The 24,209-nt window shown below is 68.9% G+C and carries 27 protein-coding genes and 2 tRNA genes; 9 read left to right on the plus strand and 20 right to left on the minus strand.

The window, feature by feature from the left end; genetic code table 11:
- Positions 1 to 254: 254 nt before the first annotated feature.
- The 5 genes from Mterra_RS04490 to Mterra_RS04510 all read right to left on the minus strand — a co-directional run bounded on the left by Mterra_RS04490 (position 255) and on the right by Mterra_RS04510 (position 4,997).
- The gene (locus Mterra_RS04490; RefSeq protein ID WP_119314088.1) at positions 255 to 767 is read right to left on the minus strand and encodes a hypothetical protein; all 513 of its coding nucleotides are present in this window, start codon (positions 765 to 767) and stop codon (positions 255 to 257) included.
- Between the two features lie 303 nt (positions 768 to 1,070).
- Complete coding sequence (locus tag Mterra_RS04495; protein WP_170159552.1) at positions 1,071 to 1,850, minus strand: aminoglycoside adenylyltransferase domain-containing protein; 780 nt, start codon at positions 1,848 to 1,850, stop codon at positions 1,071 to 1,073.
- A gap of 85 nt (positions 1,851 to 1,935) precedes the next feature.
- Positions 1,936 to 2,763: an ABC transporter permease gene (locus Mterra_RS04500; RefSeq protein ID WP_119314090.1), complete on the minus strand. Its 828-nt coding sequence runs from the start codon at positions 2,761 to 2,763 to the stop codon at positions 1,936 to 1,938.
- Between the two features lie 64 nt (positions 2,764 to 2,827).
- Entirely contained in the window at positions 2,828 to 3,646 is an 819-nt protein-coding gene (locus Mterra_RS04505) for an ABC transporter ATP-binding protein (protein ID WP_119314091.1), read from the minus strand.
- 226 nt (positions 3,647 to 3,872) lie between these two features.
- Positions 3,873 to 4,997 (minus strand): NAD(P)/FAD-dependent oxidoreductase, encoded by a 1,125-nt coding sequence (locus tag Mterra_RS04510; RefSeq protein WP_119314092.1) that lies wholly within the window; start codon positions 4,995 to 4,997, stop codon positions 3,873 to 3,875.
- Positions 4,998 to 5,081: 84 nt separating this feature from the next.
- On the opposite strand from Mterra_RS04510, the gene Mterra_RS04515 reads away from it, so the two are divergent.
- Complete coding sequence (locus tag Mterra_RS04515; protein WP_119314093.1) at positions 5,082 to 5,540, plus strand: cytochrome P460 family protein; 459 nt, start codon at positions 5,082 to 5,084, stop codon at positions 5,538 to 5,540.
- 28 nt (positions 5,541 to 5,568) lie between these two features.
- Here Mterra_RS04515 and Mterra_RS04520 read toward each other — a convergent pair whose 3' ends face one another.
- The 3 genes from Mterra_RS04520 to Mterra_RS04530 form a co-directional block, all read right to left on the minus strand.
- Positions 5,569 to 6,255 (minus strand): Crp/Fnr family transcriptional regulator, encoded by a 687-nt coding sequence (locus tag Mterra_RS04520; protein WP_119314094.1) that lies wholly within the window; start codon positions 6,253 to 6,255, stop codon positions 5,569 to 5,571.
- An 88-nt stretch (positions 6,256 to 6,343) separates the two neighbouring features.
- Positions 6,344 to 6,925 (minus strand): hypothetical protein, encoded by a 582-nt coding sequence (locus tag Mterra_RS04525; RefSeq protein ID WP_147372545.1) that lies wholly within the window; start codon positions 6,923 to 6,925, stop codon positions 6,344 to 6,346.
- A gap of 162 nt (positions 6,926 to 7,087) precedes the next feature.
- Positions 7,088 to 7,702, minus strand: coding sequence for a TetR/AcrR family transcriptional regulator (locus Mterra_RS04530; protein WP_119314096.1), 615 nt, complete (start codon positions 7,700 to 7,702; stop codon positions 7,088 to 7,090).
- A 161-nt stretch (positions 7,703 to 7,863) separates the two neighbouring features.
- Between Mterra_RS04530 and Mterra_RS04535 the strand changes: the two genes are divergently transcribed.
- From Mterra_RS04535 to clpX, 5 genes are all read left to right on the plus strand, one after another.
- Positions 7,864 to 7,940, plus strand: a tRNA-His gene (locus Mterra_RS04535).
- 58 nt (positions 7,941 to 7,998) lie between these two features.
- A tRNA-Leu gene (locus Mterra_RS04540) sits at positions 7,999 to 8,083 on the plus strand.
- A gap of 156 nt (positions 8,084 to 8,239) precedes the next feature.
- A complete protein-coding gene (gene tig / locus Mterra_RS04545) occupies positions 8,240 to 9,454 on the plus strand; it encodes a trigger factor (RefSeq protein WP_119314097.1) in 1,215 nt (404 codons plus the stop codon).
- A gap of 188 nt (positions 9,455 to 9,642) precedes the next feature.
- A complete protein-coding gene (locus tag Mterra_RS04550; RefSeq protein WP_119314098.1) occupies positions 9,643 to 10,230 on the plus strand; it encodes an ATP-dependent Clp protease proteolytic subunit in 588 nt (195 codons plus the stop codon).
- Positions 10,220 to 11,416 (plus strand): ATP-dependent Clp protease ATP-binding subunit ClpX, encoded by a 1,197-nt coding sequence (clpX, locus tag Mterra_RS04555; RefSeq protein ID WP_119314099.1) that lies wholly within the window; start codon positions 10,220 to 10,222, stop codon positions 11,414 to 11,416. The genes Mterra_RS04550 and clpX overlap by 11 nt, the downstream gene beginning before the upstream one ends.
- A 295-nt stretch (positions 11,417 to 11,711) precedes the next feature.
- On the opposite strand, the gene Mterra_RS04560 is transcribed toward clpX, so the two are convergent.
- The 6 genes from Mterra_RS04560 to Mterra_RS04585 form a co-directional block, all read right to left on the minus strand.
- Complete coding sequence (locus tag Mterra_RS04560) at positions 11,712 to 12,437, minus strand: DsbA family protein (protein WP_119314100.1); 726 nt, start codon at positions 12,435 to 12,437, stop codon at positions 11,712 to 11,714.
- A gap of 10 nt (positions 12,438 to 12,447) precedes the next feature.
- Entirely contained in the window at positions 12,448 to 13,425 is a 978-nt protein-coding gene (gene speE / locus Mterra_RS04565) for a polyamine aminopropyltransferase (protein WP_119314101.1), read from the minus strand.
- A gap of 148 nt (positions 13,426 to 13,573) precedes the next feature.
- A complete protein-coding gene (gene speD / locus Mterra_RS04570) occupies positions 13,574 to 13,966 on the minus strand; it encodes an S-adenosylmethionine decarboxylase (RefSeq protein WP_119314102.1) in 393 nt (130 codons plus the stop codon).
- Between the two features lie 72 nt (positions 13,967 to 14,038).
- Positions 14,039 to 14,698: a hypothetical protein gene (locus Mterra_RS04575; RefSeq protein ID WP_119314103.1), complete on the minus strand. Its 660-nt coding sequence runs from the start codon at positions 14,696 to 14,698 to the stop codon at positions 14,039 to 14,041.
- Positions 14,699 to 14,747: 49 nt separating this feature from the next.
- Positions 14,748 to 15,692 carry a nitrilase-related carbon-nitrogen hydrolase gene (locus tag Mterra_RS04580; protein WP_119314104.1) on the minus strand — a complete coding sequence of 315 codons (945 nt, stop codon included), beginning with the start codon at positions 15,690 to 15,692 and terminating at the stop codon, positions 14,748 to 14,750.
- The gene (locus Mterra_RS04585) at positions 15,689 to 16,033 is read right to left on the minus strand and encodes a rhodanese-like domain-containing protein (RefSeq protein WP_119314105.1); all 345 of its coding nucleotides are present in this window, start codon (positions 16,031 to 16,033) and stop codon (positions 15,689 to 15,691) included. Before Mterra_RS04585 ends, Mterra_RS04580 begins: the two co-directional genes overlap by 4 nt.
- A 112-nt stretch (positions 16,034 to 16,145) precedes the next feature.
- Between Mterra_RS04585 and Mterra_RS04590 the strand changes: the two genes are divergently transcribed.
- Positions 16,146 to 16,643 carry a TlpA family protein disulfide reductase gene (locus Mterra_RS04590; protein WP_170159553.1) on the plus strand — a complete coding sequence of 166 codons (498 nt, stop codon included), beginning with the start codon at positions 16,146 to 16,148 and terminating at the stop codon, positions 16,641 to 16,643.
- Between the two features lie 293 nt (positions 16,644 to 16,936).
- On the opposite strand, the gene metG is transcribed toward Mterra_RS04590, so the two are convergent.
- The 6 genes from metG to proC form a co-directional block, all read right to left on the minus strand.
- Positions 16,937 to 18,898 (minus strand): methionine--tRNA ligase, encoded by a 1,962-nt coding sequence (gene metG, locus Mterra_RS04595; protein WP_119314107.1) that lies wholly within the window; start codon positions 18,896 to 18,898, stop codon positions 16,937 to 16,939.
- 192 nt (positions 18,899 to 19,090) lie between these two features.
- Positions 19,091 to 19,768: a ribose-5-phosphate isomerase RpiA gene (gene rpiA / locus Mterra_RS04600; protein WP_119314108.1), complete on the minus strand. Its 678-nt coding sequence runs from the start codon at positions 19,766 to 19,768 to the stop codon at positions 19,091 to 19,093.
- 43 nt (positions 19,769 to 19,811) lie between these two features.
- The gene (gene bcp, locus Mterra_RS04605) at positions 19,812 to 20,282 is read right to left on the minus strand and encodes a thioredoxin-dependent thiol peroxidase (protein WP_119314109.1); all 471 of its coding nucleotides are present in this window, start codon (positions 20,280 to 20,282) and stop codon (positions 19,812 to 19,814) included.
- A gap of 197 nt (positions 20,283 to 20,479) precedes the next feature.
- Positions 20,480 to 20,968 (minus strand): adenosine diphosphatase, encoded by a 489-nt coding sequence (locus Mterra_RS04610; RefSeq protein ID WP_119314110.1) that lies wholly within the window; start codon positions 20,966 to 20,968, stop codon positions 20,480 to 20,482.
- An 81-nt stretch (positions 20,969 to 21,049) separates the two neighbouring features.
- On the minus strand, positions 21,050 to 21,595 hold the full coding sequence (locus Mterra_RS04615) for a hypothetical protein (protein WP_119314111.1): 546 nt from the start codon (positions 21,593 to 21,595) through the stop codon (positions 21,050 to 21,052).
- On the minus strand, positions 21,592 to 22,374 hold the full coding sequence (gene proC, locus Mterra_RS04620) for a pyrroline-5-carboxylate reductase (RefSeq protein ID WP_119314112.1): 783 nt from the start codon (positions 22,372 to 22,374) through the stop codon (positions 21,592 to 21,594). The genes Mterra_RS04615 and proC overlap by 4 nt, the downstream gene beginning before the upstream one ends.
- Before the next feature lie 111 nt (positions 22,375 to 22,485).
- On the opposite strand from proC, the gene tsaB reads away from it, so the two are divergent.
- Both tsaB and Mterra_RS04630 read left to right on the plus strand, forming a co-directional pair.
- The gene (gene tsaB / locus Mterra_RS04625; RefSeq protein ID WP_119314113.1) at positions 22,486 to 23,004 is read left to right on the plus strand and encodes a tRNA (adenosine(37)-N6)-threonylcarbamoyltransferase complex dimerization subunit type 1 TsaB; all 519 of its coding nucleotides are present in this window, start codon (positions 22,486 to 22,488) and stop codon (positions 23,002 to 23,004) included.
- A 14-nt stretch (positions 23,005 to 23,018) separates the two neighbouring features.
- Positions 23,019 to 24,146, plus strand: a complete 1,128-nt coding sequence (locus tag Mterra_RS04630) for a methyltransferase (protein ID WP_119314114.1) — start codon at positions 23,019 to 23,021, stop codon at positions 24,144 to 24,146.
- Positions 24,147 to 24,209 lie beyond the last annotated feature (63 nt).

Below are 24,209 nucleotides of genomic sequence, written 5' to 3' on the forward strand. Positions count from 1 at the left end.
CCCCCAGCCCCTTCCCCTCGAACAGCGGGGAGAGCAGCAGCCCCTCGATCATGAGCATAAAGCCCAGCGGGACCAGCCGCAGCCCCTGCCAGTAGCTGAAAAAGGCCGTGACCCGCCTGACTTCTTCCAACCGCCGGTCCTGGTTCATCGCTTCACCCTAAACCAGTTTGCGCCACAAACCGGTTTACAGTCAAGCCCTCAATAAAGACCGCCAGGGCCTAGGCCCTGGCGGCGTGTTCCAGTCCCCTTCAGCTTCAGGGGCACTGGCCGGTGCGGTAGAGGTCGAAGCCTTCGTAGTTCTCGGCCTGGTAGGGGGCGGCCTGGGTCTTGTTGTCGTAGCCGTTCCAGCCCTTGGTCACGGTGAGGGTCTGCACGGTGCCCACCCAGAAGACCTTGTTGCCGTTGCTCTCGGAGTAGAGCAGGTACTTGTGGCAGGTGTTGCCCAGCACCACGTCGCCCGAGCCGAACTTGCCGTTGGCGTCCTCGTCGGAGTAGGCCACCACCTGGTAGCTGCCCTCCTCGGCGGCCTGCGGCAGCTCGAGGACGTAGCGCTTGGTCACGTCGGGGTCCTTGATCTCGAGCTGGTTGTTGTAGCTGAACTGCCCTGAGGAGGTCAGCCCCACCAGGGCCAGCCGCATCTTGGACTTATCCACCGAGGCCCAGTCACCCTGGAACATCCCAATGACCTGCTGCCCGCCGATGCCGGGGAGCAGGCCGCACCCCGCGATCAGACCCGCTGCCAATGTCGCGATCAGGTATTTTTTCATGGTGATCTCCTCTCGTTCGTGCGAACCTCATTTGGTTCTCCTGCACGGTAGAAATTTTCACTGAGCCTGCACTGAATCATGGCTGTCACCCCGCTGATAAACGGCTTCAGGAAAGCCCATGCGGTTCACATCTAACCCGTATCCATCCGGCAGAATACCCGCCCTGTGGGTGGTTCTTGTCGTTAATCAAGCTAAGAACCTTGTAGAGGACTGCTTAAGCGGCCGCCCTCGCCCTCGAGGCGGGCGCAGCTAAAGCGGGAAGGCTACAACCCCTCCCCCGTCCTTCCTCCCAACCCGCCGCCGTCAGATCTCAGGGGAGAGCCCTCCCTGCGCGACCGCCCGGACAAAGGCCAACACTTCGTCCACGGCGGCCTCGGAAAGGGGCTGGCCGGCTTTCCAGGCCCGGGAGCGCTCGAGCAGAGGCGCCCACCGGGGCCACCGCCCCAGCGCCCAGCGCACCGCCCGGGGCTTGGTGCCCATCTCCCCTGTTTCCAGCGTCAGCAACGCCCGGCACATGGTCTCCACGGCGAAGCGCGCCAGGCCTGCGTGCCCCAGCATCTCCTGCCGCGCGGTGGTGCTAGCCCACTCGAGCCAGTCCGGCAGCACCTGCCGCACCGCCTGGCGCAGCGCCCGGGGCGGGACCGGGCCGATCAGGGCCTTCGGGTCGGGGCCGTGGAGCGCCACCCCGTGCTCCCGGACGGCCCAGAACTCCAGGAGCCAGTTGGCGCCCAGCGCCTTCCACTTCAGCGCCTCCCCGAAGCCGCGCTCGAGGGCGGGAACCCGCGTCTTGGGGATGAAGTCCGCCAACAGCTCGAGCGGGACGTAGGCCAGCTCGACCTCGGCGGCGTAGGGGTTGTCCAGCGCCTGCACCCGCGAGTGCACGGCCGAAAGCGCCGCGAACTCGGCCCCGCTGACGGGCGTCCGGGTCACGGCGAGCAGATCCACGTCGCTGCTGGCGGGGTCGAAGTCGCCCAGCACCAGCGAGCCCCGCAGGTAGAGGCCCTCGAGGCCGGCCCCCAGGGCCTCACGGGTGCCGGCGGCGAGCGCCTCGACGACCTCCTGTACGTCTGGGTTCGGGTACACGGCCGGCCCTCCTCCAGGCCTTATACCGGGTTCGAAAAGATGACCATCCGGACAAGAGCCCCAGTCGAACCGACCGGATCGGGTATCACCCGGTGCGCTTGAGCTTGCCCGTGCGCTTGGCCCAGCCCTCGGCCCGGCTGAAGACCCACAGGCCCATCGGGATGAACACCAGGCCCATCGCGAAGAGGATGCCCAGCTCGGGCAGCACCGCGCTCAGCGGGGCCCCCGCTAAGCGCTCGGGCGTGGAGCCGGGGTGGTTGATGCCCATGAGCTTGCGCGAGGCCTCGAGGGCGTAGGTGGCGGGGCTCAGGTAGGCCAGGGGCTGGACCCAGGCCGGCAGCACCGAGACCGGGTAGTAGATGCCCGAGACCAGCAGCAGCACCCCCTGGAAGATGTTGGTGGCCTGCGCGCCGTTCTCCGGGCTCATCACCGGCAGGATGGCCGCCATCAGGCCCAGGCCCATGAAGGCCAGGCTGCCCACCAGGAGCACCACCAGCACGCCCAGCAGGTTGGCCCCGTTCACCGAGACCTCGATGAACAGCACCAGCCCGGCCAGGATCACGGCCGTGCGCACCACGCTGAAGAGCACCGCGAACAGCGACACCCCGCTGAGGTGGATGAGCCTGGACACCGGGGCCATGAAGGTGTACTCCAGCGTCCCCTCCCAGCGCTCGTAGCTGATGGAGTTGGCGATCTCGTTGTACATCGCCGAGAGGAAGCTCCACAGCAGCACCCCCAGCAGCAGCGTGAGGGTGAGGCGGAAGTCGTCCTGCGACTTGCCGATGAGGGCGATGGTCGCCGAGTTGACGATGGCGTAAAAGACGAACACGAACACCCAGCTGATGTAGCGCCGCGTCAGGTGCCAGTCGCGGAACACGAAAGCCCACATGGGGCGTACGTAGCGTTCGAGCATAAAGCTCCCTCCGGTCGCGCTAGACGCTAAACGCCTTTTTGCCGTTTGCATCTCGCGTTTTGCGTCAAGCGTCCTGCTCTTCTTCCTTGATCTCCTCGCCGGTGAGGGCGATAAAGGCTTCCTCGAGGTCCTGCGTCCCTGCCTGCGCCTTGAGCTCCTCGGCCGTCCCCTCGGCCACCAGGTTGCCGTGGGCCAGGAAGCCGACGCGGTGGGCGAGGCGCTCGGCCTCGGCCATGTCGTGGGTGGTGAGGAGGATGGTGGTGCCCTGCTCGCGGCGCAGGTCCTCCAGGAAGGCCTGCACGTCGCGGCGGCTCTTGGGGTCTAAGCCGGTGGTGGGCTCGTCGAGCAGCAGGAGCGGGGGGTTGATGAGCAGCGCGCGGGTGATGGCGATCTTCTGCTGCATCCCCCGGCTCATCTCCTCCAGCGGGTCGTTGAAGCGGCGCGACTCGATGCCCAATCGCTCGAGGATCGCCATGGCCCGGCGCTCGGCGGCGCGGGCCTCGAGGCCGTAGAGCTGCGCGGCGTAGAGCAGGTTCTCCCGGGCCGAGAGCTTCTTGTAGAACGCCGCGTCCACGCTCACCCGCCCGATCAGGCGGCGCAGGGGGCGCTCCTCCTGCGGCAGGCGGTAGCCCAGCATCCGCACCTCGCCCCCATCCTGCGTGAGCAGGGTCGAGAGGATGCGGATCAGCGTGGACTTACCCGAGCCGTTGGGGCCGAGCAGGCCGTAGGTCTCGCCCTCGCGCACCACGAAGGACACGCCCTTGAGCGCCCACTCCTCCTTGAGCGGCCCCCGCAGCAGGTTTTCCCGCTTGCGGAAGGCTTTCCTGAGGCCCTGAACTTCGATGGCCAGCTTGGTGGTGACCGGTTTTCCCAGTGCTTGCATGGCACGCTCCAAACGAATCGGCGGCCCGAAGGCCGCCTGGCTCAGCAGACGTCGCCGCCTGCGAATGCGCGGGTTTCGGGTACGGGAGGGGGCTTCAGGCCCAGGGCCTGGCCATGCGAATGAAGTCGGTCATCGAATCACCCAAAGCGCAGTGTACCCTCACCCCTCGCTCATTTTCAAGGGGGGCCTAAAGCCTGGGGCGGGGTTATGAAGGCAACAGAAGCCTTCAGACGATGTGGCGCTCGAGCACCCCCACCGCCCTCGAGAAGCGCTCGTAGCGCAGGGGGTCGATGTCGAGGGAGTGGGCCCGGCCGTCCGCGACCTCCTCGGCCATCAGGCGGCCCACCGCGGCGGCCTGCTGCACCCCGTGGCCCGAGAAGCCGCAGGCGTTGGCCCAGCCCTTCACGCCGGGCATCCAGCCCAGGATGGGGTTGTGGTCAGGCGTGACCTCGTAGTAGCCCCACCAGCTCGCCCGCCGGTCGAGGGCCAGGCGCTCGAGCCAGGGGAAGCGCGGCAGGCCGGCCTCGAGGGTGGGCTCGAGCCAGCCCCAGTCCATGCCCTCGGCGAAGCCCAGGTCGGCGGGGTTGCTTTTGCCGAAGATCAGGCGCTCGCCCTCGGGGCGGAAGTAGAAGCCGGTGGACAGGTCGATGGTGAGGGGGCCCGCCGGGGGCTCGGGCAGCGGCGCGCTGCAGAAGACCATGCGGCGGGCAGGCTGCACGGGGATCTCCAGCCCCGCCCGCCGTCCCACCTCGCCGGCCCAGGCCCCGGCGGCGTTCAGGAGCACCGGGGCCTCGAACGTCCCGGCGGGCGTCTGCACCTGCCAAACCCCGCCCTGGCGCTCGGCCCGCAGCACCTCGGCCTCCAGGTGGAGCAGGGCCCCCAGGCCGCGGGCCCGGCGCAGGTACTCCATGCAGATGCCGTGGGGGTCCACCACCCCGTCGGCCGGGCCGAAGGTGGCCCCGGCGAGGCCGTGGGGCTCGAAGGCGAACCACTCCTGCGCGGCCTCGAGGCCGCGCACCTCGACGGGCACCCCCAACCCGCGCTGCAGCTCGACCCCGCGCAGGTGGTCGGCCCAGTCCTCCTCGGGCACCAGCAGCAAGTAGCCGATCGGGCGGTAGCCCGCCTCGGGCATCTGCCGGTACTCCTGGATGGAGTGCCAGGACAGCCGCACGTTGACGGCCTCCGTGAACTGCACCCGCACGCCCGCCGCGCTCTTGCCGGTCGAACCCGCCGCCGGGGCCGGAGCGGCCTCGAGCAGCCGCACCCGGAGGCCGCGCTCGGCCAGCCGGTAGGCGCAGGCCGCGCCGATAATCCCCGCACCCACCACGATCACGTCCGCTGTCGTGCTCATCTCGTAGCGGACATTCTACCGGGGTTAAGATAGGATACACCGCCGCCCCCAGAGGGTCGCTAGCGTGGGGGTGGAGGTGGAGACATGAAGGTGAAGGCGTGGATGCCGGTGCTGGTGCTGGCTGCCGTGGGGGTCGTCTCGGCCAAGGTGGCCGGGCTGCCCGAGAAGTACCAGGGCTACCTGGGCTGGACGCGAGCGAACGTCGCCAAAGTGACGGACGCTGGGGCCCATCCTTCCGCCAAGGACGTGTACGTCAACCTCACCGCCGATAAGCTGGCCGGCGCGGACGGCAAGTACAAAGCCCCCTTCGCGGCCGGCACGGTCTTCATTAAAGAGCGCATGGACCCCGACACCCTCAGCGTGACCACCCTGTACGTGATGGAGAAGAAGAGCGCCCGGGAGGGCGACTGGGAGTGGAGCGTCTTCGAGCGCGACGGCAACGGCTTCAAGGGCGGGGTTTTCGCCAACGCCGCCATGTGCATCGGCTGTCACCAGGAGGCCAAGGCCAGCGACCTGGTCTTCACCCAGTTCGGAAAGCGCTAGGCCCCGGGGCACAACCGCTCTCCGGCGGTCACTCCTGCCACGCCACGGCCTGGAGATAGGCCTCGAGGCCGCCGCACCGGACCCGGTATGAGCCCCGGGTCCCCTCGAGCAGCCCCTGCTCGCGCAGCAGGCCCAGGCTGTGGGTGACCGTCACGCGGCTGGTGCCGCACAAGGCCGCCAGGTCCTCCTGCCGCAGCTCGAGGCCGACCTCGTGCCAGCCCTCCCCCACCTCGTGCCCGAAACGCCCCACGAGCCACAGCAAAGCCTGCCCCAGGCGCAGCAGCACCGGCTCGGCGGCGATCTCGAGCTGGTCCTCGAGGTGGCTCAGGCGCCGCGACAGCACCTCCGCCAGCCGAAGCGGCACGTTGGGGAGTTCGCGCGCCACCTGCTCGACGTGCACCCGGCTGACCGGGCAGATCACCACCTCGCCCAAGCAGACCCCGTCCGAGCGGAAGCGTGCGTCCGGGTCGAGGAAATTGGTCCCCAGCAAGTCCCCCGGCCCGGCGATGAAGAGGATGCGCTCCTGCCCGGAAGGGCTCAGCCGCGCGAGCTTGACCTGCCCGTGAATCACGATGGTGAGCCCGCCGCAGGGGTCGCCCGCGCGGAAGAGGTAGTCGCCCCTGCGGTAGGTGTTGGGCGGGCAGATCTGGCCCAGGCGGGTGCGCTCGTGCTCGCTGAGCCGCTCCATGAACCCGGGCTGCCGTAAATAGTCCATACCCCACTGTACGCTCGAGCCCTCACGAACGGACACCCGGCACGAAAACGGGGGTGCTCGAGGGCACCCCCGCCGAGAGAAGCTCGCGTCAGAGCTTGATCTCGCCCTGGCCGTTCTCGAAGGTGATCTTGAGTGTGGTGCCCGGGGGCAGGGTGGCGTCGGTCTCGAGGCTGAAGGTGCCGGTGACGGAGTTGGGTTCGGGGGCGTTCTTGAGGACCGCGATCACCTTAGCCACGTCGGAGGCGTTGCCGCACAGGCCCTTGCCGCTGCCGGTATACTTGCCGCCCGCCGAGGTCATCGTCACCTCGCTGGCGCTGGCCTGGAACGACGCCGGGCCGTTGGTGCCGTCGTTGACGGTGAGGTCGAGCTCGATGTTGCTCAGTTTGACGCTGCCCGACGGGCCGCTGAACGTGCCCTCGACCGTGAAGTCGTAGCAAACCTTGAACGAGCCCGGGGTGAAGGGGATGGTCACGTCCTTGAGGACGTCACCGACCGAGGCGTTCACCGCGCCCGACATGGCCGACTGGCTGCTCAGCGCGCCCTCGGCCAGGGAGAGCGTCACCGGCTTCCCGTTGAGCTGCAACGGGTCGCTGACGGGGATCGGAGGAACCAGCCCGCAACCCGCCAGAATCGCCACCACCGCACCGCCCAGAATCCAATTCCGCTTCATGCATTCCTCCTTAGCCGTTTTTTGGCCGCCGTGCTTTAGCCGAGTGTAAAGCTCGCCTCATCCTACGACAGGCCAGGCTGACCAAACCGCCTCGAGGCGCCCCACGCGACAACCGCCCGCGTAGGTCACCCATGGCGAAATTACCCTATTTTTGAACCTTGTCTATGGTGACTCAGCGGCCACCCCCTCCCGCGGAGCGGCGACGGGCTCCGGCCGGGCGTTGCGCAGCGCCGCCAGGACGAGGCCGGCGTACTGCTCGCTCAGGGCCTCGAGGCCCAGCGGCCCCTCGGGGTGGTACCACTGGTAGACCCAGTTGAGCGCCGAGAGCACGAACAGGCTCGCCAGGCGCGCGTCCTGCTGCGGGAACAGCCCCGCAGCGATCCCCGCGGCGATGGCCTCGCGGAAGTGGGCCTCGTAGGCGTCGCGCCGCCCCTTGATGCGCCGCTGGTAGTCGTCGGACAGAAAGCGCCACTCGTCGAAGAAGACCTTGGCCCGGGGCAGCTCGCGCACGATGACCTCGAGGTGCCCGCGCACCAGCGCCCGCAGCCGGGCCTCGGGCGACAGGTCGCGCGGCACCGACTCCGCCTGGCGCAAGAAGGCGTCGGCGGCCTTGTTGACGATCTCGAAGAGCAGCTCGTCCTTGGAGGCGATGTGGGCGTAGAGGCTGCCGCCTTGCAGGCCCACCGCCTCGGCGAGGTCGCGCATGGAAGTCGCGTGGAAGCCCCGGGTGCTGAAGAGCTCCCCGGCCCGGTCGAGGATTTCGTTGCGGCGGCTCATAGCGAACTAACAGTTGTTAGTATACCCGTTCCCGATAGGACGCTCGCGGGGCAAGGGGCGCGGCCGCCTCCGGCCCCCCCGCCACGCTTGACGCTACGGCTGGCGGTGCATAAAATGACGGTTGCTGTTTTGCGGCCTCGAGAGGCGCGAAGCGGAGCGCGGTGAGTGTAGCTCAGCCGGTTAGAGCACCGGTCTGTGGAACCGGGGGTCGTGGGTTCAAGTCCCATCACTCACCCCAAATTTCAGGAAGGATGCCACCCCGCGAGGGGTGGTATCCTGTCCTTAGCCCTCACCACGCGAGGATGGCGGAATTGGTAGACGCGCTGGACTTAGGATCCAGTACCGCAAGGTGTGCGGGTTCAAGTCCCGCTCCTCGCACCAAAAGGCTTCAGAGCAGCCCTCCCAGACCCCCTGAAAATCCGGCCTCCTCGCGAGCTAGGCAAACGAGCCCGCAACGGGTAAACTGGTGGCTTGGTGACGCCAGATGAGCAAGGTCTGGCTCTGCGCCACTGGCTGGCGCGCACACGAGGTGTTGACGTGGCAGAAATTCTCGAGCGCAATGGCTTCATGGTCAAAATGAAGGTCGAAGTCCCGGTAGGGGACGTGAAAAAGGCTTACGACGCGGTGGTGCGGGAGTACGCCAGCAAGTACCGCTTCCCCGGCTTCCGCCCGGGCAAGGCCCCGGCCAAGGTCGTCGAGGCCCGGCTGGGCCGTGAAGCCCTGCTGGAGGAGGTCAAGGAGCGGCTGCTGGACAGCTCCTACCCCCAGGCCGTGCGCGAGCTCGAGCTGCTGCCCGTAGGGGTCAAGCTGGTCGAGGCCAAGCTCGAGGAGGACGCGCCCTTCGTCTACGTGGCGGAGGTGGAGAACTACCCCGAGGTCAAGCTGCCCGACTGGACCGCCTTCGGCCTCGAGGTCGAGAAGCCCGAGATCACCGACGAGATGGTCTCCAAGGCCCTCGAGGAGCTGCGCCAGCGCTACGGCGAGCTGGTCACGGTCGAGCGCCCCATCGAGGCCGGCGACCAGGTCTTCATCGAGACCGAGGATGGCAGCCGCTTCCCGGTGAGCATGGAGAACGCGCTCGAGCACGTGCGCGAGGCCCTGATGGGCCGCTCGGCGGGCGAAGAGGTGATGGTGCCGGTCAAGGACGGCGACACCGTGGTGCGCGAGATCAAGACCAAGATCACCGAGGTCAAGGCGCTGCAACTGCCCGAGCTCGACGACGAGTTCGCCAAGACCGTGGGCGAGGAGGACCTCGCCACCCTCACCGCCAAGGTGCGCGAGAGCCTCGAGGGGCAGGCCGGCCGCGAGGTGCGCAACCGGAAGGCCAACCTGTTCGTGGACAAGCTCGCCGAGGGCATGGAGGTGGAGATCCCCCCCACCATGCAAGCGCGCGAGGAGCAGCACCTCCTGCAGCACCTGGCCGAGGAGCTCAAGGCCCAGAAGATCGAGTTCAACGCCTACATCCACAACCTCGAGCAAGAGGGCAAGCTCGAGGAGTTCAAGACCAAGCTGCGCGAGGACGCCACCCGCTCCATCCGCCGCTCGCTGGCCCGCGAGAAGCTCGCCGAGGACCTGGGCACCGTCTTCACCGACGAGGAGTGGGCGAGCTACGTCGTGGACCTGGCCCGCGCCTACCGCACCAACCCCAACGCCCTGCAGCAGGAGCTCGGCGAGGAGACCCTGGCCCGCCTGCGCCTCCAGCGCCTGCACGACAAGGCCGTGATGGAGGCGCTCGAGCGCATCGGGGCCTGAACCTTCCGGGTCGTTTTGGAGGCCGGGACTGCCCCGGCCTCCGTCTTTTGCGTTCGCTACAGCGCCCTTGGGCGCTGCCCGGGGGATGGGTTGGCTACAACTTCCGGGGCTGGCACGCCCCGATATCCGGCCAAAATGGTGCTCCAGCGTCCCCTTAGAGGTCGGGCGCCCATTACAATAGGGCCGGTATGGTAGTCCCTTACGTTATCGAACAGACCGCGCGGGGTGAACGCGTCTACGACATTTACTCCCGTCTTCTCAAGGACCGCATCATCTTCCTGGGCACCGCCATCGACTCCCAGGTCGCCAACATCATCATCGCCCAGATGCTCTTCCTCGACGCGCAGAACCCCAACCAGGAGATCAAGCTCTACATCAACTCTCCGGGCGGCGAGGTGACGGCGGGGCTGGCGCTGTACGACACCATGCAGTTCGTCAAGGCGCCGGTGTCTACCATCTGCTTGGGCATGGCGGCCTCCTTCGGCGCGGTGCTGCTGGCGGCCGGGACCCCGGGGCGGCGCTTCGCCCTCCCCCACGCCAAGGTGATGATCCACCAGCCGTGGGTCTCGGGCGGCATCGGCGGCCAGGCCAGCGACATCGCCATCTACGCCGAGCAGATCCTCAAGAACAAGCAGCTTTTGAACAACATCCTGTCCAAGCACACCCGGCAGCCCATCGAGAAGATCGAGCGCGACACCGACCGCGACTTCTGGATGACCGCGACCGAGGCGCAGCTTTACGGCGTGGTGGACCAGGTGGTAACGAATGAGGCGTAACCGGCCCTCCTGCAGCTTCTGCGGACGCCGCCCCCCCGAGGTGGACAACCTCGTCGAGTCCCCGATGGGCGAGGTCTACATCTGCAACGAGTGCGTCGAGCGTGCCTGGAGCCTGCTCGAGCAGCAGCCCAAGCAGGGCTTCAAGGGCCCCAGCCACCTGCCCAAGCCGCTGGAGATCAAGACCTTCCTCGACCAGTACGTCATCGGGCAGGACAACGCCAAGAAGACCCTGGCCGTCGCCGTGTACAACCACTACAAGCGCCTGATGCACCCCGAGGCCGAGGTGCAGAAGTCGAACGTGCTGCTCATCGGGCCCACCGGCACCGGCAAGACCCTGCTGGCCGAGACCCTCGCCCGCATGCTCGACGTGCCCTTCGCCATCGCCGACGCCACCACCCTCACCGAGGCGGGCTACGTGGGCGAGGACGTGGAGAACGTGATCCTGCGCCTGCTCCAGGCCGCCGACTTCGACGTGCAGGCCGCCGAGCGGGGCATCGTCTACATCGACGAGGTGGACAAGATCGCCCGCAAGTCGGAGCACCCCAGCCTCACCCGCGACGTCTCGGGCGAGGGGGTCCAGCAGGCGCTGCTCAAGATCGTGGAGGGCACGCTGTGCAACGTGCCGCCGCAGGGCGGGCGCAAGCACCCCCACCAGGAGTTCATCCAGGTCAACACCAAGAACATCCTCTTCATCCTGGGCGGCGCCTTCGACGGCCTCGATCACATCGTCAAGGCCCGCGCCGACCAGCACCCCATCGGCTTCACCAAGGCCGCGCAGAAGGAGGAGAGCCTCGAGGTCATCCCCGAGGACCTCGTGCGCTTCGGCCTGATCCCCGAGTTCATCGGGCGCGTGCCCGTGCTCGTGCAGCTCGACTCCCTCGACGAAGAGGCGCTCGTGCGCATCCTCACCGAGCCCAGGAACGCCCTGGTGCGGCAGTACCAGGAGCTCATGCGCATGGAGGGCATCGAGCTGCGCTTCACCCCCGGCGCCCTGCGCGAGATCGCCCGCCGGGCCCTCAAGCGCGGCACCGGCGCGCGCGGCCTGCGGGCCATCGTGGAGAAAGCCATGATGGACCTGATGTTCGAAGCCCCCAGCGCCACCGTGCGGGAGATCGTCATCGACATCCCCCACCTCGACAAGCCGCTCTCGGCGCTCGAGGAGGCCCGGCTGCGGCAGGCGTCGTGAGCAGCCGATAGCCTTACCCGATAGCCAGGGGCGCACCGCGGTGCGCCCCTTCGCGATTTGCCGACGGGCGGCCCTACCCCTGCTTATACCCGATTCGGTCCGTTCGTCACCGAACGGTGACGCCGCCCCGCCTTGGCGGGGCGGCCGGCCGAAGTTATCCGCGTAGCGGAGGGCGATACCGCCCCTCGGGAGGGAGACGCTTTCTTCGCCGACCGTCAGGGAGGGGTGTGCTCTAGGGTCCAAAAAGACAGCCTCCAGGGTTCTGGGCTGGATGATTATCTTTTTGAATCCGGTATTACTGGGAGTTGCCGCTGGGGCGGTTGCGCTCGGGGATGGTGGGGGTTTTGCCCTCGAGGGCCTCGTCCAGCGCCTTCTTCCAGTCCTCGTAGGGCATCGCGCCGTTGACCTGCGTGCCGTTGATGAAGAAGGCGGGGGTGCCGGTGAGCCGCAGCCGGTCGGCCAGCTTGCGGTCGGCGAGGATGCCCTCGCGCTTCTGGCCGCTGTTGAGGCAGTTCTCGAAGCCGGCGGGGGCCAGGCCGATCTGGCCGGCGAGGTCAACGAGGTAGCGCGTGAGGGAAGGCTCGGGCAGCGCGCCCCACTGCTGCTGGGCGCGGAAGAGCGCGTCGTGGTAGGCCACGTACTTGTCCATGGTGGCGTCGGCGGCGCAGGCGGCGGCCTCCCCCGCCCGCACCACGGGCGGCTGGGGGTTGGTGGGGGCGCCGAAGGGGAAGTCGCGGAAGACGTAGCGCACCTTGCCGGTGTCGATGTAGTCGCGGCGGATGAGGGGGAAGACGTCGAGGGCGTGGTCGCGGCAGTGGGGGCAGAGGTAGTTGGAGAAGTCAACGACCGTGACCTTCGCGTCGGCGGAGCCCAGGACGAAGCGGGCCCCCTCGACCAGTTCGGCCGGGTTGGCGGTGGCGGCCGCGGAGCCTCCGCTCGAGCGCGACCGCAGCACCCCGAACAGCCCGACCGCCATCAACACCGCCACCGCAGCGATAACGACGAAAAGCGTCCTTTGCATAGCCACCAGTCTACTCACTGCCGGGTGAGACTTGTCCCGCTCCCTGGGGCCGGTAGGGCGCCTGGCGGGCCTCGCCCTCGTCGGTGAAGTACATCGGCAGGGCGTCGGTCGAGACCATGCGCTCGGCCTGGATGGCCTCCTGGAGGTCCTTCGGCAGCACGAACATGGCCTCGATGAAGGGGGCGGTGAGGTGGCGCAGGTTTAGCCCGCGCTCGAGGATGCGCGCCTCGAGGGTGCCCTCGGAGAAGGCCACGGGGTCTACCCCGTCCGAGGCGAGGATGAAGCCGAAGTTGAGGAAGAACTCGGGGATGTAGTTGCGGTAGCTGCGGGTGTAGCGGAAGACCTCGCGCACGGTGCGGTGGATGACGGGGTGCACCTTGTGGTGCGTGAGCAGGATCATGCCCGCCTGCATCGCCATCACCCCGCCGGGGTTGAGCCGCCGCTTGAGGAGCTCGTAAAACTCCACGGTGAAGAGCAGGCGGGCGGGGTTGTCCTCGCCCACCGGGTCGTTGAGGTCAACGATGATCACGTCGTAGGTCTCGGGGTGGGACTCGAGCCAGCCCCGCGCGTCCTCGGTGATGACCTGGGCCCGGGGGTCGTCGAAGGCCCCCTGGTGCCACTCAGGCAGGAGTTCCCTAGCCATCTCCACGAGCTGGTCGTCGATGTCGCACATCACGGCGCGCTTCACCGTGGGGTGGCGCAGCACCTCGCGCAGCGTGGCCCCCTCTCCCCCGCCCACGATGAACACCGACTCGGGCGCGGGGTGCGCGAGCATGGCGGGGTGGACCAGGGTCTCGTGGTAGACGTACTCGTCGCGCTCGGCGCTCTGCACGTCCTTATCGAGCACGAGCACTTTGCCGAAGGCCTGGGTCTGGAAGATGAAGTAGTCCTGGAAGCGGGTCCGCCCCGAGGCCAGCACCTTCTCCATGCGCCGGGAGATGGCCTCGTAGGGGGTGACCTGCTCGAGGAAGTACATGCCGTATTCCATGCGATAACCTCCTTGGATAGCCTATCCGGGTCCTACGTCTTGTGCCGTACGTCCTACGCAGAAGACCAAAGACACTGAGCACAACGCCGAGCGGAGGGTGTTCGGTGCCTGGGGCGCTTTCAGGTGTAAGACGTACGACGTACGGCCTTCATTGCGGCTTCATGGCCCGGCGGCGGATGTCGTGGCCTTCGGTGGTGCGCCACAGGCGGAACGCCGACTCCTCGCGGGCGCCGAAGGCCCGGGCCAAGCCGCGCAGCACGCCCTCGGGCTCGACGTCGGGCTGGTAGAAGTAGAGGTCGAGCGCGGCCGAGGCGTCGTCCTCGGGCCAGGTGTGGATCATCACCGCGCCGACCGGGCTGACGACGGCCGCCGAGAGCCCTTGGGGGTAGAACTTGTACACCACGCTCTGCACGCTGGCCACCGGCGCGCCGAGCTTGATGACCGCGTCCTTGAGCGCGGTCTCGACCAGGCGCGGGTTCTCCAGCACGTCGAGGTTGCAGCCGTAGATCTCGGCTACCCAGCGGCCACCGGAAACAGCCATATCTGCCACGAGGCACTATCGTATGCCACCCTACCGTGGGCTTGTCAAATGCGCCCGGGCTCGAGCCAGGCCTCAGGCCCGCGCGGGCGTCGCAGGGCTGCGGGCGCGGAGCAGGTGCAGCAGGACCGCCGTGGCGAGCAGGCTGCTCAGGGCCATCAGCCCGCTCAGCGGGTCGAGCGGGGCGGCTTCGCCCCACAGCACGCCCAGGCTGCTGGGCAGGGGGAGCCCGGTGAGGCGGGTCATGAGGAAGACCATCAGGATCACGAAATTGAGGCCGATCCCGGCGGTGTAGAGGCTGCGCCTGAGCTGCTCGAGCCGCGAGCCGCTAACCCCCGTAACGAGCCGCGAGCCGCTCACCCCCGTAACGAGCCGCGAGCCGCTCACCCCCGGGAGCTCGAGCCGCGGACCGCTACCCCCCGGGTTGAGCCGCGAGCCGCTACCCCCGGTCTGGGGCGAGGTAGGCTCGATGCGGGCGTACTCGAGCGCCCTCTCCTCGCCCGGCAGGTTGAGCAGGACGAGCATCAAGAAGGCGTAGGCCACCTGCAGCGCCAGCCCGCCGATGAGCAGTTGGGAGTACCAGACCTGGGCCGAGAACACGTCGAGGTAGCCCCCGCTCAGGGCCCCGCACCACCCACCGCCCAGGGGCGTGCGCACCCAGCCCAGCAGTTGCAGGGCGAAGGGCAGGAGCGAGAGCCCCACCACCGCGTACTGGGCTAGCGAGCGCCTTTCCATGACCCCGATTGTGGCGTCTGGGCGGCCGTCTGACCAGGGACGTTCTTCCTCACGGCGCCTCCACCCGCGCCCGAACCACCGCGTCCCCCACGGGCGCGTCGGCGAGGGCGAGGATCTGGCCCGGCCCGTAGACCCCGCTGCGGCCCTCGAAGTGCAGGTTGTAGAGGTCGCCGTTGAGCATGGGGTTGAGCCCGTAGCGCAGGTTCTCGCGGCCCTCGAGCTTCCTCGCCAGCCCCTCCTGCAGCCAGACCTGCCCCTCGACCTGGTCCGGGTCGGCGCTCCAGGGCCCCTCCCAGCGGGCGGCGTTGGCCGAGGGCTGCACCACAAGCCAGGCCCCCGCCGCGTCGCACTGCTCGACGAGGTGCTCGTGGAAGGCGTCGAGGCAGATGAGGTTGGCGACGCGGCCCAGCCCGGTCTGGACGACCTGGGCGCCCCAGCCGCCGCCCTGGAGAAAGCTCTGCCGTTCGTCCTTGGTCAGGTTGACCTTGGGCACGCGGGAGAGCACCCGGCCCTGGGGGTTAAACACCAGGCTGAGGTTGTACACGCCCCGGCCCTGGCGGTGGTAGCCCTGCGCGGGTTCCCAGTCCACCCGGGGGCTGAACAGCGACCCCGCGACCACGTAGGCCCCGCTCTGCTGCGCGGCCTCGGCGAAGGTTTTTTCCCACAGCGGCCACACCTCGAGCGCCCGCAGGTGGAAGAGCACCGAGGGCGAGGGCGGCCCCGACCCCAGCGCCTCCCGCCAGCGCAGGCGCAGCAGCCGCAAGCCCGCGGCCAGGGCGGTGGGGGCCTGCACCACCTCCTCGGGGGTCTCGAGCCAGAACACCAGCGGCAGGGCGAGGGCCTCGGGGAAGGCCAGCACCCGGGCCTCCCCCTCCGGCAGCCCCTCGACCGCCCGGGAGCATAGATCCAGCACCCGCGCCCGGAACGCCCCGGCGTCGCGGTAGTGCTCGAGGCGCAGCTCGGTCTGGAGGGCGACGAGGTGGACGGGCTTCACAGCGTGGAGGGGTCCTTGGGGGTGGTGTCTACGGGGAGGCCCTGCTGGTTCCACGCCAGGATGCCCCCGCCGAGGTTGACCACCCCGCGGTAGCCCTGGGCCAGCAGGAAGGCGGTGGTCTGGGCGCTGCGCCGCCCGCTGCGGCACTGCATCACCACGGGCACGTCCTGCGGGATCTCGGTGAAGCGGGTCATGAACTCCGACAGCGGGATGAGCCTGGCGCCGGGGATGCGGGCCTCGGCGAACTCGTTGCGCTCGCGCACGTCGATGAGCAGCGCGCCGCGCGCGATCATCTCCTGGGCCTCCTGGGGGCCGACTTCGGGCACCTGAACCTCGTTCATGGCCCGAGTATAGGGGCAAAAGCCCCCGCCGGGCCGTGAAGGGGTTTGCAGTTGGGGCGGGATGTCACCCGGGCTACTTCCGTCCTCGAGCTTTGGGCTTAGATTGGGACCGATGAGCACGACCCGCAACTGGATCCAGTGGACCGCCGGGGCCGTCCTGCTGCTGGCGCTTGGGCTTGGCCTCTTCCTGCGCAGGCCCGAGGCCGAGGCCGGCGTGCGCTTAGAGGGCCGGGTTCAGACCGCCGCCGGCGAAGCCTTCGACCTGGCGAGCCTGCGGGGCCAGCCCGTGGTGGTCAACGCCTGGGCCACCTGGTGCGGCCCCTGCCGCCGCGAGCTGCCCATGCTGCTCGAGCAGGCCCGGGCGAACAAGCACGTCCGGTTCGTCTTCCTCAACCAGGGCGAGGGGCCCGAGGCGGTGCGGGCGTACCTCGAGGAGGCCAGGCTCGACATGCCCGACCCCCTCTTCGACCCCAGCACCGAACTCGTCCAGCGCTGGGGCGCCCAAGGGCTGCCCACCACCTACTTCTTCGACGCTGAAGGAAGGTTAGTAGCGCAGCACCCGGGGGAGATAAAGGAGGAGCAGTTGCTGGGCTACTTGTCCCAGCTATAAACCTGGTTCAAGATCTGATTAAGAAATGCACAATCTGGAACAGGCTTTATCTCGTACGCTATGGGTAGGGAGGCCTGATACGCGATGCTAGCGCTACTGTCGGATTTCGGGACGCAGATTATGATCGGTCTGATGCTGCTGGTGTTCATGGCGGTGCCCTTCGTGCTCCGCTCCCGCCGCAGCGAGGACGACGCGGGTCAGGCCAGCAGCGATTTGCCTCGCGAATTGCTCTGACGGCCTACATCCGACAAAACCCCCGCAGCGCAGGGCTGCGGGGGTTTTCTACGGGGGTTTCAGCGCACCTTGGCGCCCGGGGGCAGGTCCTTCTCGGGGGTCACCACCACCACCCGGCCCTCGGCGTCCTCCCCGGCCAGGATCATGCCCTGCGACTCCACGCCGCGCAGCTTAGCCGGTTTGAGGTTGGCGACGAGGATCAGCTTCTTCCCTACGAGCTCCTCGGGCTTGTACCACTGCGCGATGCCCGAGACCACCTGCCGGGTGTGGTCGCCCACGTCGAGCCGTAGGACGAGCAGCTTGTCGGCCTGGGGGTGCTTCTCGCAGGCCGTGACCTCGGCCACGCGGAACTCGACGCGGGCGAAGTCGTCGATGGTGATGGGGCCGTTGGCCGGGGCGGGCTCCGCCTTGGGCGCGGGCTGCTTGGCCTTCTCGGGCTTGGCTTCCTGCTTCCCGCCCGCCGCCTCCGGCTTGGCCCCCTCCTGCCCCTTGCCCTCGCGCTCGAGCGCCTCGAGCTTGGGGAAGAGGATGGGCGCCTCCTCGGGGATGCGGGTGCCCGCCGGGGCCAGCCCCCAGCGCTCGGTGTCGGCCACGCCGTAGTCGCCCAGGCCCAGCGCCTGCCGCAGCTCGCGGGCCTTGTTGGGGATGGCGGCCTCGAGCAGCACCGAGGCGATGCGCAACCCCTCGACCACCGTGTAGAGCACGTCGTCCAGCGCCTTGCGGTTGGCCTCGTCGCGGGCGAGCTCCCAGGGTTTGGAGTCGTTGACGTACTTGTTGAGGCTGCGCACGTACTGCAGCACCTCCTCCAGCGCGTGGTTGAAGCGCAGCTCGCGCACCAGCGGGCGCACCCGCGCGGCCAGGCTCACGCCCTCGCGGGCGATCTGCGAGCCGGCGGGGGAAGGCTCGGGCAGCGCGCCGCCGCAGTACTTGATCAGCATGGTGCGGACCCTCGAGAGCAGGTTGCCCAGGTCGTTGGCGAGGTCGGAGTTGAGGCGCGAGACAATCACCGGCTCGCCGAAGGGGCTGTCGGCGGCGAGGGTGGTGTCGCGCAGCAGCGTGTAGTGCAGCGCGTCGAGGCCGTACTTCTCCAGCACCTCGGCCGGGTCGATGGCGTTGCCCAGGCTCTTGCCCATCTTGCGCCCGTCGAGGGCCAGGATGTGCCCGTGCACCACCAGCTTCTCGTACAGCGGCAGCCCGGCGGCCTTGAGCATGGTGGGCCAGAACACCGCGTGGGGCTTGAGGATGTCCTTGCCGATGACGTGCCAGGCGTGCGGCCAGTGGCTCTCGAAGTTGCCCTTATCCACCAGCGCCGAGACGTAGTTGAGCAGCGCGTCGAACCACACGTAGGTCACGTGGCCCTCGTCCCAGGGGATGGGGATGCCCCAGGGCACGCGGTCCTTGGGCCTGGAGATCGAGAGGTCGCCGATGGGCTCCTTGAGCATCTCGAGCACCTCGTTGCGGTAGCCGGCGGGCTGGATGAACTCGGGGCTGTTCTGCAGGAACTCGAGCAGCCAGGGCCGGTACTTCTCCATGCGGAAGAAGTAGTTGGCCTCGCGGCGCAGCACCGGCGGCTCGGAGTCGCCGGGGAGGATCCCGTCTACGAGCTCCTTCTCGGTCACGAAACGCTCGGAGCCCACGGAGTAGAGCCCCTCGTACTCGGCGTAGTAGATGTCGCCCGCGTCGTAGACCTTCTGCAAGACCTGCTGCACGTAGCGCTTGTGGCGCTCCTGGGTGGTGCGGATGAAGTCGTCGTAGCTGATGCCCAGCCGGTCGTACAGCGCGCGGAAGGCCCCCTCGGAGAGCTCGTCCACGAAGTCCTTGGGGCTCTTGCCGGCCTTGGCGGCGGCCTTGGAAATCTTCTCGCCGTGCTCGTCGGTGCCGGTGAGGAAGTAGGTGTCGTAGCCGTCGAGCCGGTGCCAGCGGGCCAGGAAGTCGGCCAGGATCTTCTCGTAGACGTGGCCGATGTGGGGGGCCGCGTTGGCGTAGTCGATCGCGGTCGTGACGTAAAAAACCTTGCTCATCTTCGGTCTCCTCGGGAGGGGTGCGGGCTCGGGGGAAGGGCGGTGCCCGCGCAAATAAAACCGGGGCGCATCATACACGCGCCCCGCCAGCAGCCTCAAACCAAAGCTACTGCCGGGGCACCTCCATCATTCGCCGGGCGAAGAAGCCGTTCATGGGGCCATGGTAGCTCACCCGGCGGCCCGCTGGCAAGTTCAGCGCGAGAGCGTGCGCAGGCCCTGCGAGTCGGCCACCACGGCCAGGTTCGCCATCCCCACGAAAAGACCGGTCTCGACCACGCCCACCACCCGCTCGAGCCGCTCCTGCAGGGCGCCGGGGTCGCTGATGGGCCCGAAGAAGGTGTCGGCGATGAAGTTGCCCCCGTCGCTGACGAAGGGCTCGCCGTCCTTCAGGCGCAGCACCGGCTCGCCGAGCTCGCGCAGGTGCCTGAGCGTGCTCTTGTACCCGAAGGGCACGACCTCCACGGGCACCGCCCCGCGCCCGAGCCGGGGCACGAGCTTGCTCGAGTCGGCGATCACCACGAACTGCCGCGCCGCCACCTCCACGATCTTCTCGCGCAGCAGCGCCCCGCCCAGGCCCTTGATGAGCGAGAGGTCGGGGGCGATCTCGTCGGCGCCGTCGATGGCGAGGTCCACGCCGTACTCGTCGAGCTCGACGAGGGGGATGCCCTGCTCGTGGGCCAGCCGGGCCGTGGCCTCGGAGGTGGGCACGCCCCGCACGTCGCGCAGCTCGCCCTCGCGCAGCCTGCGCCCGATCTCGAGCACGGCGTACTTCGCGGTAGACCCCGTGCCCAGGCCCACCACCATCCCCGACTGCACGTAGCGCACGGCCTCGATCCCGGCTTCGCGTTTGTAGGTCTCAGGACTCGTCATAAGAAAAGGGCGTGGCATTCACGCCCCTCCACAATACCGCCGTTCAGACCCGCTGGAGCTCCTCGAGGGCCTGGGCCACCTCGAGGGCGTGGTCCTCGGCCTTGACCTTCTCCCAGACCTTGGCGACGTGGCCGGTGGGGTCGATGAGGAAGGTCTGGCGCAGGATCCCTTCGTACTCTTTGCCGTACGCGTTCTTCTTGCCCCACGCCCCGTAAGCCTTGATGACCTCCGCGGCGGGGTCGGCCAGCAGCGGGAAGTTGAGGCCGTACTTGAGCGCGAACTTGCCGTGGCTTTGGGTGTCGTCGGCCGAGACGCCGAACACCACGGCGCCCATCTGCTCGAGGCGCCCCTTCTCGTCACGGAAGGAGCAGGCCTCCTTGGTGCAGCCCGGGGTGTCGTCCTTCGGGTAGAAGTACAGCACCACCCACTTGCCCCGGTAGTCCGAAAGCCGGTGAACCTTGCCCTCCTGGTCCGGGAGGGCGAACTCGGGTGCGATCTCGCCTGCGGTCGCCATACGCGCAACAGCCTACCGCGTGGACGGCAGGGCAGTGTTGCCGGAGGCTCAAAGGGCGGCCTCCCCACCGGCGTCGAGGGCCGGGGGCCAAAGGTCTAGGGCCAAGGCGTCTTGCGTCTCGCGTTTTGCGTTCGGCGTTCGGCGCACGACCCGCGCCCGGCGTTGGGCTATCGGCATCCGGCACCGGACACCCCCCCTCACCCCACCTTGTACCCGAACCGCCGCAACAGATCCTTGCGCCAGGCCACGTCCTCCTCGCCCTCGACCCCGAGGGGCAGGTAGCCGTCCATGACGCCGAGGATGCCGCGCTGTTCGCCCTGCTGGGCGATGACCACGCTCAGGGGGTTGGCGGTGGCGGCGAAGACGCGCACCACCTCGGGGCAGGCTTTCACCGCGTGCAGGACGTTGATCGGGAAGAAGCCCTCGCCCAGGACGATCACGAAGCAGTGGCCTGCGCCGATGTTCTGGGCGTTGTGCACGGCGAGCTCGACGAGTTCGGGGGCGGTGCCGCTCTTGCGGACGAGGCGCTTGCCGCTGGCCTCGCAGAAGGCCAGGCCGAACTTGATGCCCGGCACGGCCGTGACCAACGCCTCGTGCAGGTCCTCGACGGTCTTGATGAAGTGGCTCTGGCCCAGGATGACGTTGAGGTTCTCCGGCTTCTCGAGCTGCACCACCTGCAGTTCCATAGCTACCTCCCGTGCGGGGCGATGCCCAATTGTATAAGGCCCCCGGGACGCCTTTGTCCCAGGGGCCAGGCTTCAGGCGGATCAGGGCCTGAGGATGCGCACGAGGTCGATGGTCCCGCCGTCGGGGCTGGCGTAGCGCACGATGCCCACGCCCGGCACGAAGTACGACTCCACCACCACGCTGCCCCCGGCCTCGGTGACCAGCGAGGTGCGGATGACGTAGGCGTTGTAGCGGCCGGCCGGGACGTTGACGCCCTCGATGCGCTCGACGCGGGCGAGCAGGGCCACCGAGGAGCCGTTGAGCAGGCTGCGGCCGCCCCACTCCTGGCCCAGCACGATGGGGGCGGGCGGGTAGAGCATCAAAGCCGGCTGGTAGCGCTGCACGGTGCCGTTGAACACGGTGCCTTCCAGGAACACCCCCTGCGGGCTGTAGCGCAGCAGGTCGCCGTAGACCGGCTTGCCGGGGAAGCGGTGCTCGAGCACCAGCATCCCCGACTGCTCGCGGGCGAAGATCTGGACCTCGCCCGAGGAGTAGGCCCAGCCCAGCCCGACCCCGCGGGGGTAGAAGTCGCCGAACTGGGCCAGCGCCAGCCCCAGCAGCAAGAGCCACACCGTCCAGCGCCTCACTCGTCCTCCCCCAAAGCGAAGCCGCGCTCGGTCGCGGCTTCGACGGCTTCGATCAGGGCTGCCCGCAGGCTGCGGGCCTCGAGCGCGGCCAAGCCATAGATGGTGGTGCCGCCCGGGCTGGCGACCTCCTCCTTGACCACCGCCGGGTGCTTGCGGCGCAGCAGCTCGCCGGTCGAGACCAGCACGTCGGCGGCGAGCTTGAGGGCCTGGGCCCGCGGGATGCCCTGCTTCACGCCCCCGTCGGCCAGGGCTTCGGCCACCAGCGCGATGTAGGCGGGGGCCGAGGCCGACATGCCGGTGAAGGCGTTGAAGAGGCGCTCGGGCAGGTCGTAGACGTCGCCCACGGTGGCGAAGAGCTGGCGGGCGAACTCGAGGTCGCCGGCCTCCTCGGCCTCGGGCGGGGCGGTGAGGGCGGTGGAGCTGCGCCCGATGGTGGCGGCCACGTTGGGCATGGCCCGCACCACCCGGCGCGTGCCCAGGCGGCGCGAGAGCACCGCGGTCGAGACCCCGGCCATGATCGAGAGGTAGCCGGTGTTGGGGTGGACGATGCGGGGCGCGAGCGCGGAGAAGTCCTTGGGCTGGACCCCGATCAGCACGCGCTCGGCGCGGCGCAGGTCGTCGGGGGTGAGGGCCGCCACGGAGTACTGCTCGGCGATCTGCTGGGTGCGCTCGGGGTGGTCCATCACGCCGATCTCGCCCGGGCTGAGGAACCCCGCGCGCAGCATCCCCTCGAGGATGCTCTTGCCCATCTTCCCCACGCCCACCATCGCCAATCTCATCCACATGAGTCTAATGGCACTATGAGAGCGGGTAAAGTGCGCCTGAGTTAGGCATTCTCTAATCTTGCCGGGCCGTCTTCTTAGCGATCGCTAAGGGGTATACTCCGCTTCGTGCAGGTCCTGGCCCTCGATACCGCCACGCCGTTCCTGGTTCTCGGTCTGCCCACTCATGAGCGCGTCCTCCGGCTCGACCGCCGCCACGCCGAGCGGCTGTTCGGCGAGCTGGAGGACTTCCTGGCCTGGGCCGGGACGTCGCTGGAGGGGCTCGAGGGCATCGCCGTGGGGCAGGGGCCCGGCTCCTACACCGGCCTGCGCATCGGGATCGCCGCCGGGCTGGGGCTGGCGCGGGGGCTGGGCGTCCCGCTCGTCGGCGTGGACACCCTGGCCGGGGTGGCCGGGCGCTACCGGGGCACGGTGACGGTGGCGCACGCCACGCGCAACGGCTACGCCTACGCCGCGACCTACCGCGTGGACGATACCCTGCAGACGCTCGCCCCGCCGCGGAAGCAGCGGCTGGAGGGGCTCGAGCCCGCCTCCCTCGACGAGCCGCCTTCGGGCCGGGTGCTGGCCCGGCTGGGCGTGGAACGGCTACGGAGAGGGGAGCGGGGGGTCGAAGCGCTGTATCTCTGATAAACTCATCCTCCGTGACGCTGGAGGAGTACCACCGCCTGCACCCGCTGCCCGCGGGCGCGCTCACGCTCTACCGCAAGGCCGGGGCCCGGGGGCTCGGCGACGGGCGCTGGCGGCTGCTGGCGCAGGTCGTGCGGCCGCAGGGGGCGCGGGCCATCGACCTCAACCCGGCGCTCGGGCTGGCTAGCGTGCCGCTGGTGCGGGCCGGCCTCGAGGTGGAGATGCTGGAGCCCTCCCGGGCGGCGCTGCGCTGCCTCAAGGCCGCCTTCGGCGCCCGCCCCGGCGTCAGCGTGCGGGCCGCCCTGCCCTGGGAGGCGCGGGCCGAGCACTACGACCAGGCCCTGCTGGTGCTGCCCGCCGAGCGCGGCCAGGGCTTCACCCACCTGAGCCTGCTCGGCGCCGCGCGGGCGCTGCGCCCCGGCGGCCAGCTGTGGCTGTGCGGCGACAAGAACAAGGGCTTCGAGCGGCAGTTCAAGGCGGCCCGCGCGCTCCTGGGCGAGGGGGAGGTGGTCGAGCGCGACGGCCCCTTGCGGGTCGCGCTGCTCCGCAAGCACCAGCCCTCCCCCGCCCTCCCCGACCCCTGGACGGCCTTCCCCCTCGAGGCCCGGGGCCGCCCGCACACCTTCTACAGCTTGCCGGGCGTGTTCTCGGCCGGGCAGCTCGACCCCGCGAGCGCGCTGCTGCTCGAGGCGCTGGAGGGCGTGGCCGGCCTCGACGTGCTGGACCTGGGCGGCGGCTACGGCGCGCTCGGCCTGAGCCTGGCCGCCGAAGGCGCGCGGGCGACGCTGCTGGAGGACGACCTGGCGGGCGTTTTGAGCGCCCGGCGCAGCGCCGAGGGGATGGGGCTCGAGGCGAACGTCGTGCACAGCGACGTGGACGAGGGCTTGCCAAACGGCGCTTTGTTCGATATAGTATTATCAAACCCCCCGTTTCACGTGGGGGGCTCGCTCATTCTCGATGTGGCCCACGCGTTCATCACAGCCGCACACGCCCGCCTCCGGCCAGGCGGGAGGTTCTATCTGGTAGCCAACCCCTTCCTGAAGTACGAACCGCTGTTGCAGGCGCTGTTCGGCAGCGTCCGCACCCTCGCGGTGCGCAACTACAAGGTGCTCCTGGCGCACAAGGGCCGGGGCCCACGGTGAGCAACGGCCATGACCACACGACCATCTGCGGGTTTTGCCTTTCGGCAAACCTTCCGCTCGGAG

It is taken from the genome of Calidithermus terrae (assembly GCF_003574345.1).
Taxonomy (GTDB): domain Bacteria; phylum Deinococcota; class Deinococci; order Deinococcales; family Thermaceae; genus Calidithermus; species Calidithermus chliarophilus.